Here is a 16846-nt window from a genome sequence, read left to right as displayed (position 1 = left end):
ATCAACATGCCCAAAAAAGCTACTGCCATGACGCCCATGATGAAACAGTTCTTCTCGATGAAGGCCAAGCACCCCGATGCGGTGTTGCTCTTCCGCTGCGGCGACTTCTACGAGACCTACGGCGACGACGCCGAAACTGCATCGGGCATCCTCGGCATTACCCTCACCAAGCGCAACAATGGTGGAAACTCCGGCGACATCGCCATGGCAGGATTCCCCCACCACGCCCTCGACACCTATCTTCCCAAGCTCATCAGGGCGGGGAAACGCGTGGCCATCTGCGACCAGCTGGAGGATCCGAAGAAGAAACGAGCCGCCATCAAAGGCAAGAAGGGACTCTCGGAGATGGACAAGATGGTCAAGCGGGGCATCACCGAACTCGTTACGCCGGGTGTGGCCATGAGTGACAACGTACTGAACTACAAGGAAAACAACTTCCTCTCTGCCGTTCATTTTGGCAAGTCGGCCTGCGGTGTCAGCTTTCTGGATATCTCGACCGGCGAGTTTCTCACCGGGCAGGGTAGCTACGACTATGTGGAAAAATTGCTCGGAAGCTTCTCGCCGAAAGAGGTGCTCTACGACCGCGACCGTAAAAAGGACTTTGAACGCTACTTCGGCACACGGCATTGCATCTTCGAATTAGACGACTGGGTCTTCACCGAGCAGTCGGCACGACAGAAGTTGCTGAAGCATTTCGGCACCAAGACGCTCAAGGGATTCGGTGTGGAACACCTGCGCGAAGGCATCATTGCAGCCGGAGCCATCATGCAATACCTCGAAATCACACAGCATACGAGCATCAACCATATCACCGCTCTGCAGCGCATCGAAGAGGATAAGTATGTGCGCATGGACAAGTTTACCATACGTTCGCTGGAGCTGATACAGCCCATGCAAGAGGACGGAAGGTCACTGCTCAACATCCTCGACAGCACCGTAACCCCCATGGGCGGACGACTGCTGCGGCGATGGATGGTGTTTCCACTCAAGGATGTGGCACGCATACACGACCGACAGGACATCGTGGAATACTTCTTCAAGCAACCCGACTTCCGCCAGGTTGTCGACGAGCAACTCCACCGCATTGGCGACCTCGAACGCATCATATCGAAAGTGGCCGTCGGAAGGGTGTCGCCGCGCGAGGTGGTGCAGCTCAAGAATGCACTGACAGCCATACAACCCATCAAGTCGGCCTGCCAATCGGCAGATAATGTCAGCCTGAAACGCCTCGGCGAACAGCTGAATCTCTGCGAAAGCCTGCGCGACCGCATTGCCCACGAGATCAACCCCGACCCTCCCCTACTGATCAATAAAGGCAACGTCATGGCCGACGGCTGCAACGAGGAACTTGACCAACTGCGCAGCATATCGAGAAAAGGCAAGAACTTCCTGATTGAAATCCAGCAGCGAGAGGCCGATAGCACCGGCATTTCCTCGCTCAAAGTGGGCTTCAACAATGTGTTTGGTTATTATCTGGAAGTGCGCAACACGTTTAAGGATAAGGTTCCCGAAACCTGGATTCGAAAGCAGACCCTGGCTCAGGCCGAGCGCTACATCACGCCTGAACTCAAGGAATACGAAGAGAAAATACTGGGTGCCGACGAGAAGATTATCGAGTTGGAGATGCGACTATTCAACGAACTTATCCTCGCCATGCAGGATTTCATTCCGCAAATCCAAATCAATGCCAACATTATAGCCCATATCGACTGTCTGCTCTCGTTTGCCAAGGTGTCTGAAACCAATCTGTACGTGCGACCGGAGGTCGACGACAGCGACATCTTAGACATTCAACAGGGGCGACACCCCGTCATCGAGACGCAAATGCCATTGGGCGAACACTATGTGCCCAACGACGTGTATCTCGACACTGCAAAACAACAGGTCATGATCATCACAGGCCCGAATATGGCCGGAAAGTCCGCCCTGTTGCGCCAAACGGCACTCATCGTGCTGCTGGCTCAGATAGGATGCTTCGTGCCGGCAGAGCGAGCCAGAGTGGGTTTGGTGGATAAGATTTTTACACGCGTGGGAGCCAGCGACAACCTTTCGCAGGGGGAATCCACATTTATGGTCGAGATGACTGAGGCCTCCAACATTCTCAACAACGTCACCCCGCATTCGCTGGTGCTCTTCGACGAGCTGGGGCGCGGCACATCCACCTACGACGGCATCTCGATAGCATGGGCTATCGTGGAATACCTCCACGAGCAGCCCAAGGCACAGGCACGCACGCTCTTTGCCACCCACTACCATGAGCTGAACGAAATGGAGAAACATTTCGCACGAATCAAGAATTTCAATGTGTCGGTGAAGGAGGTTGACGGCAAGGTTATCTTCCTACGCAAGCTCATGCCCGGCGGTTCCGAGCATTCGTTTGGTATCCATGTGGCCGAAATTGCAGGCATGCCGCCATCGATTGTCAGACGATCCAACACGATTCTCAAACAGCTCGAGGCCGACAATGCCGAGGTGGGGAGCGTAGGAAAACCCTCGGTGGAAAGGCTTGCCGACAGTCGCGATGGCATGCAGCTGAGCATTTTTCAGCTCGACGACCCTGTTCTCTCTCAGGTGCGCGATGAGATATTAGGACTCGACATCAACAACCTAACACCGGTGGAGGCTCTGAACAAGCTGAATGATATCAAGAAAATTGTGACGGGAAAAAGCTGATAATTCATAATTATTCGCAAGCTCATCAACTCGTCACAATTTACAATTCACAATTAAGTAGCCAGAATGTGCAATCCGAATTGTGAATTATGAATTATGACGAGTTGATGAGCTTGCGAATAATTGTGAATTATCGTTATGTGTTATTTTTCTTGACAAACACCCTTTCATATTTCGCGAATTCAAAAACAATCTTTGCTTTGTCCGAAATTCGTGAAATACGCAACAATCTATAGTTCCCTGACCATCAGGGAATTAAAAAAGACGGTAGAAATATATCGATTTTTTCATCCGCCGTTAGCTATCGAATGGCACTGTGAATAAGCCCGAGTCGCATCGTGATGAGGGTTCAATCGCAAGACGATGAAAGCCTGAACGCACGACCATTAAGGCCTCATCACAATGCCGCGGATATTTCTATCGTTTTTTAAGCGATAAAAATGGCCAGGACATGGCGCATTTTTATCTGGATGGTCCGAAAATAATGACCAAGAAACGGTTATCAATTTTTACAAATTAAGCCTTCGTGTGGTGGAAGGAAATACCGCGGACATACCCACGGTTTTATTTCACCTTAGAGTCTACGGAGCTTCTTACACCGCGCATATTGACTAAGAAAGCTTTGGCCGAACCAAAACGAAGGTGCATGTCGAGACGCACGGGCACATGGTTGCTGTCGTCGGTCACGAAGAAGTCGACTAATGGCTTGAACCCCTTCCCCTTGTCATTTTCCAAATACGATAGCTTCAGGCACCGGTAGGTGTGCCCGTTGTCGGTCTTCACATTGTGTTTTCCCTCATAGCGAATCTTTGCCGGATAACGCTTGTTGCCATCGGCCATGGGAAAGTTCACGATATGTCCCTTCTTCCATCCTGCCGGATTGAACGATCGGGCACGCATGAAAATACTCATCATGTCGTACACGCAGTCGTTGTATGTCATGTTTTTCCACGAGTGTGTGCCGTTGCCGTGCAGACGGTGCTGCTTGATTCTGCACTTGCCATTGGGATAGGTATAAAACAGCTCGTCTATCGTATACCGGTCGCCCTCGCGTGCTCCCTTCCTGTAATATAGCGGCTCAAGATCGAGGCTGTTGTAGCAGAGCAGGGTATCACGAAGTACGAACATTTTGTCCACCTTGCTGTTTCCTCGGGTGATCAGGCTGCCCCGAAAGGCCGGAGTGCCATTGTAAACACTTTTAATGGTTGAGAACGATGCCGTCCCGGCTTTCACCCAGACAAACTTCCAGTTGAAATAGAGGTTGTATGACAGATGTTCTCCTGATTGAAATGCGGTGTTCTTGTATGAACATTGGGCTGATGTACTGCTGGTTCCAATCAACAGCAGCATCGTGGCCATGAATATTCTGAATTGTTTTGTCATTCTATTTTATTTTAGAAATGTATTCTATGCCGAGTTTTTTGGCACGCTCGAAGTTTCGGTTTTGTATCTTTTTTTCTTTCTCGCCTTTCTGTTTGGTAATGGCCCTCGGCTTTTGTCTATACAGTAAAGTAGACGTGGGATTCCACGTTCTGGTTACATCCCATTTTGCCTTGCACTCGATTTCCTCGGGATAGTAATATACCTTTTCGGGCTGTTGGTCCTCGTCGTAATTACCTGTATCCCAAAGGCGATTGTTGTTTTCATCCACGATGATACGCAGATAATACTTGCCGGCTTTGAGATAGAAAAATTCCAACTGGTCGCCGGATGAATAAACTTCTTTCACAACCTTGTCAGAACCGTCCATAAGCTGTCCGATGACAGACTTGCCCGACAGGCCATTCAGGGTGATGAGCAGGGTGGCATACGTGTCCTCTGAACGTATTTTAAGTCCCAGCTTCACCGCCTCGGCCATATCGCCGTATATGCTTCTGAAGGCTGTGCTGTCTGCTTCGAGGCTGTATTCGGTCTTGGGTTTCCACTCTGCCCTGACAATATAGGATAGGGCATTGAGCCTGTTCATCTCGAAGGGTTCGCGATACCATATCGTGTCACCTTCATTTTTGGAATACAGATGTACTTTCGACTTCTCAACGTCCTCAATGGGGAGTGTGGAAACAATCGTGACGTTTTGGTCAGGATTCATGTCTCCGTTGGGCGATATGTTGAGTGTGAGGGGAGGCTTGGGCATGACCGAATCGTAGGGTTCACCTTTCTTCTTTTTCTTTTCTTCCGCCTTTTTCCAGGTTTCAAAGGCCTTCTGCTGAGCCTTCATCCGCTTGTTGTAGGGCTGTTTGGACAGCAGGGCTATCTTGTCGGTTTGCATCCGCAACACCCCAAGCGTATCGGTGACGTGATGTTTGAGTTCGATGGTGAGCGTATCGCGGTTGACCAATGCTGTGTCGCGGAGCCAATACGTGATGGTGTCCTTGTCTTCGGAGGGGTCGATGACAAAGGCATTCTCGGCATTGAAATCCAACCCGGTGATGGTTGGCAACTCTTGGTCACCATAACTATAAAACAGTGTGAAATGGTTGGCTTCCTTTCGCTCGCTCTTGATGAGGTATCTGTCGGTTATGATTTCATTGAAGGCAAGCAGGCAGATGTCGTCGGGCAGGAAGCGGGTGTACGGCACGCGGGAGATAGACTTGATGCGCAGTGAGTCGATCCACGTCGTGTCCTGACGTATATCCGGAGTGGACGACGGTTCGATAATATCATGGTTGAAGGCTATCATCTCGCTCTTCTGCCCGAATATGTAGTCACCGTCGGCATCCTGAAGCGCATATATGCGGTAGCGTCCCGGCGCAACGCCTTTCACGACAAAATGACCACGCGAGTCGGTACGCGACACGCGGAGCATGGGCTGCGATTTGAAAATAGTGTCGGAGAGATTGTCATAGAGTCCCACGAGCATGCCCTGGACAGGTTCCAAGTTGTCTGCCTGCAACACATAACCCGACACTTGCAGGGTGTCGATGGTGTCGCCGGTGGAAAAGCTGTAGGTGTAGTTGCCAAGGGGGTTGCCCTCGTTGTTGTCGCTGATGGAATTGGAGAAGTCGATGGTGTAGGTGGTGTTGGGCTTCAGGGAGTCTTTCAGCTCGATTCTGATGCGCTTGCCTTGTCCCTTGATATCGGGAGCCTCCATCTGCGGGGGAGAGACCACGACATTCTGCGTGGGGTTGTCGATGGTGATATACTCATCGAAATTGATATAGATGCGGCGCTTGCTGACGTTGACAGCCTTGTCCTCAGGCGTGGCACTGACCACCTTTGGGGGCGTTTCGTCATACCATCCTCCGTCGGGACTGCCCATACGGGCACAGCCTACAAGCAAAAGCGAGAAGAGGAGAAAAGACAAGAGCCCTCCATTGCCCAAATTTTTCCGTATTATCTTACTTCCATTTACCATACCTTGAACTTGATGTTTATCCTTTGGAAGAGCATATTTCAAACCGCTTTCAGCATAAAAGAAACAATTTCTCACTGCATGTTGGTTCCTTCAGCACGATGCCTTGTTCTCCTTTACCCTCTTTACTTAAAAACCCTTGGCTCTTGATCTTTTGTTTTTCAGTTCATCGCCAGCAACTCGTCCATGTTTTTTCTGGAGTTGCTGAGTCTGGGAACCTTGTGTTGTCCGCCAAGTTTCTGCTTGGACTTGAGCCAGTCGTTGAACAGGTTGGGGCGTGCCTTGACCACCTCGAGATGTTGAAGGGTCACATCGTGCGACCTCTTGGCCTCGTAATCGGAATTGACTTCCTGCAGCTTTTGGTCGAGCAGGTTGGCAAAGTGCTCCATGGTGTCCGGTTCCTTGGTAAACTCGATGAGCCACTGATGGCAGCATTTGGCATTGGCATCCATATAAACGGGCGCCACGGTGTACTCGCTGATCTGTGCGCCGCTATGCTCACAAGCGTATGCCAAGCCCTTCTCGGCATTCTCCATAATCAGTTCTTCGCCAAAGGCATTGATATAATATTTGGTACGCCCTGTAATCATGAACTTGTAGGGCTTCTTGGATGTAAACTTTACTGTGTCGCCAATCATATACCGCCACAGGCCGCACGAGGTAGTAATCACCATGGCATAGTTGCGGTCGAGCTCCACATCCTCGAGAGGAATGACGTGGGCGTCGTCCTGATCGATTTCCTCTAAGGGGATAAACTCATAGAAAACACCATAGTCGAGCATCAGGAGCATCGACTTGTCATTGGGATCATCCTGAATGCCGAAGAATCCCTCGGAGGCGTTGTAAGTCTCCATGTATTGCATTTTCGGCGATGTAATGATTTGCTCGTACTGGTTGCGATAGGGCGTAAAGGCTATGCCACCATGAAAGAACACCTCCAAATTGGGCCACACTTCTTCAAGATGCTGCTTGCCCGACAGCTCCAAGACATGCACCAACACACTGAGCATCCACGAGGGAACACCGGAAATGTTGGTGATGTTCTTTTGCATGCATTCGCGGGCAATGCGGTCTCGTTTCACCTCAAAATCAGAAAGCAGCGCTGTTTTCTTTTTGGGCACACGGAAAAGATTGACCAAGGGATTGATGTTCTCGATGAGGATAGCGCTCAAATCGCCTACCAGCGATTCGTTGAGATCGTAGTTGGGCGAATGGCTTCCGCCCAGAATGAGCGATTTTCCGTCAAAAATGCGGCTGTCAGGATTGTTGCGGAGATACAACGCCACAACATCCTTGCCACCCTTGTAATGCAAGTTGTGGAGTCCATCGTGCGAAACCGGTATAAACTTGGACTTGTCATTGGTTGTTCCCGATGACTTGGCGTAGCATTTGACAACTCCCGGCCAGAGCACGTTGGGCTCTCCGTGGCGCATGCGGTCGATGTCGCCTTTGAGTTCCTCGTAGGTGGCGACAGGAATGTGTTGAACAAAATCCTCGTATGTTTTGACAGCCCCTAACAGGTGATTGCGCCCATACTCCGTACGCTGTCCCTTGCCAATCAGATAGTTGAGCACATGATGCTGTAACAATTCCGGATGAGAATAATGTTTCTCAAGCTCTTTTTGACGGGGGATGAAAAATTTACTGGCAATCCTTGTTAGATTCATAATGCATAGTCTATCAGTTTAATATGCAAAACTACCCTAAATTATTGACAATGAATCATAATTTAGTTATTTTAAGACAAATCCTATCTTCCTGCTTCCAATTTGTTTTCTCCCTCCGAAAAGGCTATGTTTTCAGCGAGTTCGATGATGCGGTCCGGGTCATCTTCACGCTTGTTTTCAAGTTTCAGGTCAGTCTCTTCTTCGGAAAACTCGGTGTCGTTGTCGGCCTCGTTATCAGTGTTTTCCCGAACGCTTTCGTCCTCTGTATAAACCTCTTCCTGAAAAACAGTTGGATGTTTGGATTCATCTTCTCGGGTGGAGTCGGCAATGATGAGGAAATCTTTCGGCTCATCGGTTTCCGGAGGTGTCTCCACCGGTTCTTCCTCCATTTGGGTACGGCTGGTCTTGGCTGCAAAAACCTTGTCAATAAACCGGGGTTCGTGTCTCAGTCTTTTTAAAGTTTCCTTGCATGCTTTCTGCTGGCTTTCTTTCTTCGAGAATCCTGTTCCCTCGCATCCGGCAATGCCCTCGAGCATCACCCGATAAGAGAACGTTGGACTTCCGTTCTTGTCCTTGTCCTCCTTCAGGAGTTCAAAATCCATTTTGATATGGTTTTTCTGACTCCATTCAATGAGTTTGCTTTTGAAGTTCACTTCCTTGTAGGCCATCTTGTCGATGTTGATCATCTGTGCAAGGATGCGTTTTTTCAGGAAGTGCATGCACGCATCGTAACCCCGATCAAGGTATATGGCTCCCACAAGGGCCTCGAAAGCATTGCCCCCCATATAGCTGTTATGTGAGGAGGAACATCCGTTGGATAATATTAAATCGTTGATTCCCAATTCCTTGGCCAGCTTATTGAGCGTATCTCGCTGCACAAGTTTGGAGCGGGTGTTGGTTAGAAATCCCTCTTTTTTTCCGGGAAAATGACGGTAAACGATGTCTCCCACCGCAGCATCCAGTATGGCATCGCCGAGAAACTCAAGCCGCTCGTTGTTGACACGCTTACCCATCTTGTTGTGCTGCGTCACGCTTTTATGCAGCAGGGCCATCTTGTAATGGCTGATATCGTGTGGATAAAAACCGATGATACGATACAAAGAAAAACAAAGCTCCTTATCCTTGCGGAAAGGGAGCCTCATTCTATCAAATAAGTTACCAAGCATACTTAACTTATTCAGCATACTTTTTAAAGATTACACACGCGTTGTGGCCGCCGAAACCGAATGTATTCGACAGAGCAGCACGCACTTCACGCTTCTGCGCCTTGTTGAAGGTGAAGTTCAAATTATAGTCAATCTCGGGATCCTTATCGTCCTCTGCGTGATTGATTGTAGGGGGAATGATATTGTTTTGAACACTCAACACACATACCATGGCCTCTATCGCACCAGCAGCACCAAGCAAGTGACCGGTCATACTCTTTGTAGAGCTGATATTGAGCTTATAAGCCTGCTCACCAAACAAATCCTTGATGGCCTTGGCTTCAGAAATATCACCCACCGGAGTGGATGTGCCGTGAACATTGATATAATCGATGTCCTCTACCGACAGGCCAGAATCATCGAGCGCAGAAGACATCACCAGTTTGGCACCGAGTCCCTCCGGATGAGAAGCGGTGATATGATGGGCATCCGCACTCATACCCTCGCCGACCATCTCAGCATAGATCTTCGCACCGCGTGCCTTGGCATGCTCCAGAGTTTCGAGAACCAGACAACCAGCCCCCTCGCCCATCACAAATCCATCGCGGCTGGCACTGAACGGACGGCAGGCGCCTTCGGGATCGTCGTTGCGGGTTGAAAGGGCATGCATGGCGTTGAATCCGCCTACACCACAGTTGCAAATTGCTGCCTCGGCACCGCCGGACACAATAACGTCGGCCTTGCCAAGACGCAACAAGTTGAAGGCATCGGCCAAGGCATGGCTTGAAGATGCGCAGGCACTGGTCGTGACATAGTTGGGTCCGTGAAATCCGAAGTGAATACTAATCTGTCCGGCTGCAATATCTGCAATCATCTTGGGGATGAAGAAGGGATTGAACTTCGGTCCGTCCTCAGCATGCTTCCCATAATACATCACTTCATCCTGAAAGGTCTTGATACCACCAATGCCAATGCCATAGACAACGCCAATGCGGTTCTTGTCCTCCTTCTCCAGATCAATGCCGGAATCTTTCACACCCTGCATGGCACTGATCATAGCCAACTGTGTGCATCGATCCATCTTACGAGACTCCTTGCGGTCAATGAAATCATTGACGTTCAAGTCTTTCACCTCACATGCAAAAGTAGTCTTGAAGTTGGTTGTATCGAAGGAAGTAATAGGGGCTGCACCACTCTTTCCGGCCAACAGGTTCTTCCACATCTCTTCAGGTGTATTGCCAACCGGGGTAACGGCACCAAGTCCAGTTACTACTACTCTGTTTAATTCCATTGAAAATTTATTAAGGTGGGGTCTGTAAAAATGCCTTGGCAGATTCTAAACTTGGTTTTTAAACATAACGCAAGCAAACGAGAGAACGTCATAGGCTACACGGCAAGGTGCGCTTACAGCTTGCATCAAAACAAAACCGAAAGATGACAAGACGTCACCCCTATTGTTAAATATTCCTTGTCGGTGACTGGTTGTGTTCAAGTCACCCGAATTACAAATGTTTAGCGTTTGGATAAAAACGCTAAACATTTGACGCCCAATTTATTTAGCGTTCTCTTGAATGTAGTTGATGGCATCCTGAACAGTCTGAATTGTCTCAGCCTTGTCATCAGGAATAGAGATACCAAATTCCTTCTCAAACTCCATGATCAGCTCTACAGTGTCCAAGGAATCTGCACCAAGGTCGTTGGTGAAACTTGCTTCAGATTTAACCTCTGACTCATCAACACCAAGCTTATCTACAATAATTGCCTTTACTTTTGATTCAATTTCTGACATGATTCTACCTTTTTATAATTAATTTAAATCTACAAAACGGCTGCAAAGAAACAACTTTTTATTCAATTAAACAAATAATTTCGTTTAAAAATGCCAATTCACTGCACAAACACCCCATCACTGTGCATATTTTAACACCTTTTTATGTGACAATATGTTGTTTATGTGGAAATCATTTGGTAACTTTGCACAAATCAAAAAACCTAAAAATGTCATTTACAAAGCTATGCAATGAGATCTTCAATCAAGCGATTGACGATTATCACATGACCGACAACATTGACACTCCTATCAACAATCCATATAAGCGCGACACCATTGAGAATCGCTTATATCTCAAATGCTGGATAGATACGGTGCAATGGCATCTCGAAGACATTATTCGCGACCCACACATCAACCCCTCGGACGCCCTTGGTCTGAAACGTCGCATTGACCGATCCAACCAGGATCGCACTGACCTTGTGGAGCAAATCGACTCCTATTTCCATCAGAAATATTCTGACACCAAACCCCTTGACAATGCCCGACTCAACACTGAGAGCCCGGCATGGGCCGTCGATCGCCTGTCTATTCTGGCTCTGAAAATCTACCACATGCGCGAGCAGGTAGACCGGAAAGATGCCAGTGACGACCACAAGCAAATGTGTGCAGACAAGCTCAGTATCTTGCTTGAACAGCAGAAAGACCTCAGTTTGGCCATCGATCAATTGCTGGAAGACATTGAAGGCGGGAAAAAGTACATGAAGGTGTATCGTCAGATGAAGATGTATAACGACCCAAGCACCAACCCCGTGTTGTACAAGAAGAAATAGCCTACACCTCCTTCCTGCTTCCTTCCTATGAAAACAGAACACATACTGGTTATTAGGTTCTCTGCCATGGGCGATGTTGCCATGACAGTACCTGTTTTGTATTCTGTTGCCAAACAATATCCTCACGTGAGATTCACCATGCTCTCGCGGCCGTTTGCACGGCCCTTCTTCGAGAACCTGGCCCCCAACGTGAGTTTTATGGGGGCTGATACCCACCATGAATATCATGGTATCAAGGGCTTGAACGCACTCTACCGACGGCTCAAAGCCAAGAATTTCACTGCCGTGGCCGACTTGCACAATGTGCTTCGCACCAATTATTTGCGCATGCTATTTAACATTGACCAATGCCGAGTAGCCCATCTCAACAAGCACAGACAGCAGCGCAAGCAGCTCACGGCCATCAAAAACAAGGTGCTCAAGCCCCTGCCCACCGCCTTTGAGAATTATGCCCAAGTGTTCGAGGATTTGGGATATCCAGTCACACTCGATTTCACCTCGATCTTCAACAGTAACAAAGCCACGCTCCGACAACTGCCCGAAGCCATCGGAGAGAAAAAAATATTCCAGCAATGGATCGGAATTGCACCCTTTGCAGCCCATCGCCCCAAAACCTATCCACTGGAATTGATGATCAAAGTCATCGAGCAAATATCTGCCAAACATCCCTCTTGCCGCATATTTCTGTTCGGAGGAGGTGACAGGGAAATGCAAACCATCAACTCCATTACGGCTCAACATGCCAACTGTATCAATGCATCGTCCCTGCTGAATGGGCTCAACCAGGAGCTTATTCTCATGAAAAATCTCGATGTCATGGTTTCCATGGACAGTGCCAACATGCACCTTGCATCGCTCGTGGGCACACCCGTCGTGAGCATTTGGGGCGCCACCCACCCATACGCCGGTTTTATGGGCTGGAACCAACCTGCCGAAAATGCCGTTCAGATCGACCTTTCCTGCCGTCCCTGTTCCATCTTTGGTAAAAAAGACTGCATCCGCAAAGACTATGCCTGCCTGTTCAACATCAGTCCCGAAACGATTGTGGAACGGGTGGAAAACCACCTCAAATAAGTTTGTATCAATCAACTACAGCACCGATTGCATAAATCACAACTGTTGAAATGGAAGTCTAACCACACGGTTGTGAATATTCCTGCTTTTTATTTCCTGGGTAATGGAGGAACGGGAAATGGGCTGTACAAATCTTGACAAACACTGCTGTATAATTCGCGAATTTGAAAATTAAAAATCATAGTGTCGAAATACGCGAAATTTGAGGTGTTTTGGTTATTCCTTCATCTATAGGGAGTTATGGGTTTTAACACAAAGTGATGTGATGTTGCTTGCACAATAGGGCTGCGATTAGGGCTTATCGGTTACGCGACTAAGCTCGAATCGAGCGATGACGCAGGTGTCAACACGAGGTGGTTGAAGCTTAACCATGGTGCGAAAAGAGCCTTATCGCAGGACGGTCAGAATTTTGTTGTGGTATGCATGATTAATCTTTGACAAACGACAACTATTAAATTTCCAGAACGATCAAAAACGAGTGCACGGTTTAAGTGAAGTTTTTCTGACAATTCTATGGGGTTGGTTCTGCTTCGTATGATTTATTGAAACAGGCCGTTTGCAATGGTGGGCCGTTTGACTCTTTTAGCGTCGTCTCAGATAAGAATTTTTATCGCGGGACAAGGGGATGTTCTCCTTGTCATCGACTCATCAAAATCTTGTTGTTTAGTAGCAGGTTTCAGGCAGGTGCTACCATTATATGAGATCACGTTTGTCGTGCTTTCTTTTTATCTATTTTACCCTGAGATTCCTCGTCAAAATCGATTTTTTCCTGCCCGTTTAAGGACTTCTTGATGTCAATATTTTAAAAACGACTGTTCTACCCTACTCTCTTGGTGCGACAAAAAGGGAGATTGTTATAAACCTTTGAATATATTTGATAAATAACCATCATATAAAAACAATAAAAATTTTAAATACCCTTTATTTATTATGGTTTAGAATAAATAATAGATGTTTTAGTAAAAGAATAAACTTTACACTTTTTTGTCGCAGTTTGATAAAGTCTTATTTTTATCGTACTTCAATAGCTTTGTTTTCGATACGATTTTCGCGAACTTCACAAGATCGTGAACACCGATATGTTGTTTTTCCTGTCATTTGTGGAGACGGGACTGGAACAATTTGGAAAATAACAAAACTGTTGCTTAATAATATATCTTTTTTAGGGGGGAACAGGCAGACGAATGGTGCTATCGGCAAAGAAGAGAGAATCAACACATGCAATTGCTCCCGCGTAGATTGTTGGTAGCAGGTACGTGAATACTGCTACTCTTTGGCTTTTAGACGAAGTTTGTTTCACGGTTTCATCATGACCAAGGTCACTTGGCACGCAAGGTTTTCTGAATATAAAATTAAAACCAATAATGATTTGGCCGTTATCTTGTAAAATAGTATATTTGCAAAAGAAATCCCTGTGCCCATAAATGGCGAAGGGACAGCAGCGTTCAAGAAACAAATCGTTATGGCAAATCATCCGCTGTGGCATGATGAATATTGGCTACTCCTCATGCAACTCTATCTCAAACGGCCGAAGGGTGTGAAGCCCCTGTACAGCAGGGAGCTTGTGAAACTTGCCCTTGAACTGCACATTGAACCCAGTTTTCTCTACAGGCAGATGTTCAAGCTCAGACAGATCGACACGCCGCGCATACAGCAGCTGTGGGACACGTATGCCCGCAGTCCGAGAAAGCTCTCGCGCGCGACCAGTGTGGTGCGACGGATGAAGGGATTTGGAAACTTCGAGTCATTCTATGCCGGTGTGGAAGTGAACGAATCTTGGGAGATAGATTTTAAGCCTATAGACGCGAGCAGGGGAGAGGAATCGCTCTCGCCCATCAAGCTCATCATGATACTCGACCTTTATTTCAGGCTCATTCCGGACACCATGGTTCCACAGACACCGGAGATTATAGACTTGGCGAGGAAGATAAAATCCACACCGGAGGAAATTGCCGAGGTGATGGAAGTGTTTTGCTTTTGCGACCCCCTGCTTACCAAGGGCGACATCATGATTCACCCGTTGCTCAACGCATGCATGAATGTATGGAAGAGGTTTGGCAGTGAGTCGCCCGAAACCCTGTCGGCACTTGCCGCACAACTCAGGAACTATTGGAAATAACAGCCGACAAGAGGCTGACAGATATGGCACAGAAATTAATTCAAACCCAGACACAGCAGCAAGTGCAGCGGCAACGCCTATCGCAACAACAGATGTTGCAGGTGAAGTTGCTCGAAATGCCATTGGCTGAACTGGAGGAGAATGTGCTCTCTGAGCTCGACGATAATCCTGCCCTGGAAGAACGGCGCGACGATCCGGACGACAGCGGCAGGGAGCGTGACGGGGAAGACGGAATGCTTTCTGACCCGGAAGATGAACCATACGAGCAAAAGACGGAGCGCGAGGAACGTGAGGAAGCACTCAACAACGCCTTGGAGAATCTGGGAAGTGACGATGAGTTGCCCGCGCCTGCTGGCTACACGGGCTCGCAGGGAGGCTCCGATGCCGACTATGAGGAAATTGTGTGGGGCGACACCCGGTCGTTCTACGACAAGCTGAAGGAGCAGATGGGGGTGTTGGTGCTGACCGAAGAGCAGCGTAGCGTGATGGAATATCTCATCGGTTCGCTCGATGACGACGGACTGCTGAGAAAGTCGCTCGATACCATTTCTGACGAATTGGCCATCTATCATAATATTGATGTGTCGGAAGAATTTATAGAAGACGTGTTGCACAGGTTGCAAGCGTTCGACCCTCCCGGCATCGGGGCACGGTCGCTGCAGGAATGCCTGCTGCTGCAAATCGAGCGCAGGCAGGACAGCAAACTGACGCGATTGATGCGAGAGGTGGTGGAACAGTACTACGATGAGTTCACCAAGAAGCACTGGGGCAGGATAGCACAGGCATTGCAGCTCACTCATGAACAGGCGGACGTGGTGCATGAGGAACTCAGAAAGCTCAACCCGAAACCGGGAGCATCGCTGGGTGAGACGCTGGGCAGGAACACGCAGCAGATAACACCCGACTTCCTGATCGACACAGACGAGGAGGGTCATGTGAGTTTCACAATCAACCGAGGTCGCATTCCAGAACTGAAGGTTTCGCCATCGTTCAGCGACATGGTGAAGACATACAGAAGCAGCAAGCACCAGATGAACCGCCAGGAGAAGGAAGCCCTGCTTTATGCCAAGCAAAAGGTGGAGAAAGCACAGGGCTTTATCGAGGCCGTGAGACAGCGTCGCCATACGCTTTATGTAACGATGAAGGCCATCATCAACTGGCAAAAGAAATTTTTCCAAGATGGAGACGAGGCCGATCTGAAGCCTATGATCCTGAAAGATATTGCTGAAAAGACCGGGCTTGACATATCAACCATATCGCGTGTGAGCAACATCAAGTATGCACAGACCCCGTGGGGCACATTCCCCCTGCGATTTTTCTTCACGGACGGCTATGTCACGGAAGACGGTGAGGAACTGTCCACACGCAAGATCAAGATGGTGCTTAAGGAACTTGTCAGGAAGGAAAACAAGAAAATGCCATTCAGCGACGAAGCCCTGGCCCGGGAACTGAAGAAGAAGGGCTACCCCATTGCACGGCGCACAGTGGCCAAATACCGCGAACAGCTGGGACTGCCGGTGGCCAGACTACGGAAAGACAGCACATATCGACACAAAAGCAGACCATGAAGGAAAAGAATATCATATTGGCAGCACGGGTGATGAGCATGATCTTCACGCCGTTTTATTTGCCTTTTGTCGGACTGATCGCGCTGTTTGTCTTCAGTTACATGAGTTTGATGCCCTGGCAATACAAGCTGATGGTGCTCGCCATGGTCTATTTTTTCACCATTCTCCTGCCCACGCTGCTCATCCACGGATACCGAAGGTACCAGGGATGGTCTACGATCGAGATAGGGCAGAAGGAGCGACGCATGATACCCTATGTGGTGGCCATACTGTCATATTTTGCCTGTTACTATCTGATGAGCATCATGCGTATCCCGCAATTCATGGCCAACATCCTGGTTGCTGCACTCATGATTCAGGTGGTTTGCGCCATTATCAACGTGTGGTGGAAAATATCCACGCACACTGCAGGCATCGGTGGGTTTGCCGGAGCGCTGCTGGCCTTTTCAATCTTGTTCTCGTTTAATCCGCTGTGGTGGTTTTGCATCATCATGGTCATAGCCGGAATGGTGGGCACCAGTCGTATGATTCTCCGTCAACACTCCCTCACTCAGGTTGTTACGGGATTCCTCGTGGGGGTTGTCATGGGTTTCTGGATGATTTTATGAAAATGGAATCGCAAACCGAAACCGTCCTTCCTGTTC

The 16846-nt window shown here is 48.5% G+C and carries 12 protein-coding genes; 6 read left to right on the top strand and 6 right to left on the bottom strand.

What is annotated here, in order from left to right; translation table 11 throughout:
• The first annotated feature begins 6 nt into the window (after positions 1-6).
• Positions 7-2673 (top strand): DNA mismatch repair protein MutS, encoded by a 2667-nt coding sequence (mutS, locus tag HMPREF0645_RS08950; RefSeq protein ID WP_007174653.1) that lies wholly within the window; start codon positions 7-9, stop codon positions 2671-2673.
• A 564-nt stretch (positions 2674-3237) separates the two neighbouring features.
• Here the strand turns inward: mutS and HMPREF0645_RS08945 are convergent.
• The 6 genes from HMPREF0645_RS08945 to HMPREF0645_RS08920 all read right to left on the bottom strand — a co-directional run bounded on the left by HMPREF0645_RS08945 (position 3238) and on the right by HMPREF0645_RS08920 (position 10626).
• Positions 3238-4056: a DUF3108 domain-containing protein gene (locus tag HMPREF0645_RS08945; protein WP_007174652.1), complete on the bottom strand. Its 819-nt coding sequence runs from the start codon at positions 4054-4056 to the stop codon at positions 3238-3240.
• A gap of 1 nt (position 4057) precedes the next feature.
• A complete protein-coding gene (locus tag HMPREF0645_RS08940) occupies positions 4058-6028 on the bottom strand; it encodes an Ig-like domain-containing protein (protein WP_044123490.1) in 1971 nt (656 codons plus the stop codon).
• A gap of 158 nt (positions 6029-6186) precedes the next feature.
• A complete protein-coding gene (locus HMPREF0645_RS08935; RefSeq protein ID WP_007174650.1) occupies positions 6187-7692 on the bottom strand; it encodes a GH3 auxin-responsive promoter family protein in 1506 nt (501 codons plus the stop codon).
• 83 nt (positions 7693-7775) lie between these two features.
• Positions 7776-8858 (bottom strand): ribonuclease III, encoded by a 1083-nt coding sequence (rnc, locus tag HMPREF0645_RS08930; protein WP_211205381.1) that lies wholly within the window; start codon positions 8856-8858, stop codon positions 7776-7778.
• 7 nt (positions 8859-8865) lie between these two features.
• Positions 8866-10128, bottom strand: a complete 1263-nt coding sequence (gene fabF / locus HMPREF0645_RS08925; RefSeq protein ID WP_007174648.1) for a beta-ketoacyl-ACP synthase II — start codon at positions 10126-10128, stop codon at positions 8866-8868.
• A gap of 261 nt (positions 10129-10389) precedes the next feature.
• Positions 10390-10626: an acyl carrier protein gene (locus HMPREF0645_RS08920; protein ID WP_007174647.1), complete on the bottom strand. Its 237-nt coding sequence runs from the start codon at positions 10624-10626 to the stop codon at positions 10390-10392.
• 209 nt (positions 10627-10835) lie between these two features.
• Between HMPREF0645_RS08920 and HMPREF0645_RS08915 the strand changes: the two genes are divergently transcribed.
• From HMPREF0645_RS08915 to HMPREF0645_RS08895, 5 genes are all read left to right on the top strand, one after another.
• Entirely contained in the window at positions 10836-11441 is a 606-nt protein-coding gene (locus HMPREF0645_RS08915; RefSeq protein WP_007174646.1) for a DUF4254 domain-containing protein, read from the top strand.
• 27 nt (positions 11442-11468) lie between these two features.
• The gene (locus HMPREF0645_RS08910; protein WP_007174645.1) at positions 11469-12515 is read left to right on the top strand and encodes a glycosyltransferase family 9 protein; all 1047 of its coding nucleotides are present in this window, start codon (positions 11469-11471) and stop codon (positions 12513-12515) included.
• Positions 12516-13977: 1462 nt separating this feature from the next.
• The gene (locus tag HMPREF0645_RS08905; protein WP_044123538.1) at positions 13978-14634 is read left to right on the top strand and encodes a hypothetical protein; all 657 of its coding nucleotides are present in this window, start codon (positions 13978-13980) and stop codon (positions 14632-14634) included.
• A 23-nt stretch (positions 14635-14657) separates the two neighbouring features.
• Positions 14658-16202, top strand: coding sequence for an RNA polymerase factor sigma-54 (gene rpoN, locus HMPREF0645_RS08900; protein ID WP_044123537.1), 1545 nt, complete (start codon positions 14658-14660; stop codon positions 16200-16202).
• Positions 16199-16810: a phosphatase PAP2 family protein gene (locus HMPREF0645_RS08895; RefSeq protein WP_007174641.1), complete on the top strand. Its 612-nt coding sequence runs from the start codon at positions 16199-16201 to the stop codon at positions 16808-16810. The genes rpoN and HMPREF0645_RS08895 overlap by 4 nt, the downstream gene beginning before the upstream one ends.
• Positions 16811-16846: the final 36 nt, after the last annotated feature.

The organism is Hallella bergensis DSM 17361, from assembly GCF_000160535.1.
Taxonomy (GTDB): Bacteria; Bacteroidota; Bacteroidia; order Bacteroidales; family Bacteroidaceae; genus Prevotella; species Prevotella bergensis.
Note: the sequence above shows the minus strand (reverse complement) of the source record. Positions and strands in the feature narration are given on the sequence as shown.

Bases quoted from the DNA above. Each gene is read 5' to 3' on its own strand.
- mutS (WP_007174653.1), top strand. From the start codon at position 7: ATGCCCAAAAAAGCTACTGCCATGACGCCCATGATGAAACAGTTCTTC.
- HMPREF0645_RS08945 (WP_007174652.1), bottom strand. From the start codon at position 4,056: ATGACAAAACAATTCAGAATATTCATGGCCACGATGCTGCTGTTGATT.
- HMPREF0645_RS08940 (WP_044123490.1), bottom strand. From the start codon at position 6,028: ATGGTAAATGGAAGTAAGATAATACGGAAAAATTTGGGCAATGGAGGG.
- HMPREF0645_RS08935 (WP_007174650.1), bottom strand. From the start codon at position 7,692: ATGAATCTAACAAGGATTGCCAGTAAATTTTTCATCCCCCGTCAAAAA.
- rnc (WP_211205381.1), bottom strand. From the start codon at position 8,858: ATGCTTGGTAACTTATTTGATAGAATGAGGCTCCCTTTCCGCAAGGAT.
- fabF (WP_007174648.1), bottom strand. From the start codon at position 10,128: ATGGAATTAAACAGAGTAGTAGTAACTGGACTTGGTGCCGTTACCCCG.
- HMPREF0645_RS08920 (WP_007174647.1), bottom strand. From the start codon at position 10,626: ATGTCAGAAATTGAATCAAAAGTAAAGGCAATTATTGTAGATAAGCTT.
- HMPREF0645_RS08915 (WP_007174646.1), top strand. From the start codon at position 10,836: ATGTCATTTACAAAGCTATGCAATGAGATCTTCAATCAAGCGATTGAC.
- HMPREF0645_RS08910 (WP_007174645.1), top strand. From the start codon at position 11,469: ATGAAAACAGAACACATACTGGTTATTAGGTTCTCTGCCATGGGCGAT.
- HMPREF0645_RS08905 (WP_044123538.1), top strand. From the start codon at position 13,978: ATGGCAAATCATCCGCTGTGGCATGATGAATATTGGCTACTCCTCATG.
- rpoN (WP_044123537.1), top strand. From the start codon at position 14,658: ATGGCACAGAAATTAATTCAAACCCAGACACAGCAGCAAGTGCAGCGG.
- HMPREF0645_RS08895 (WP_007174641.1), top strand. From the start codon at position 16,199: ATGAAGGAAAAGAATATCATATTGGCAGCACGGGTGATGAGCATGATC.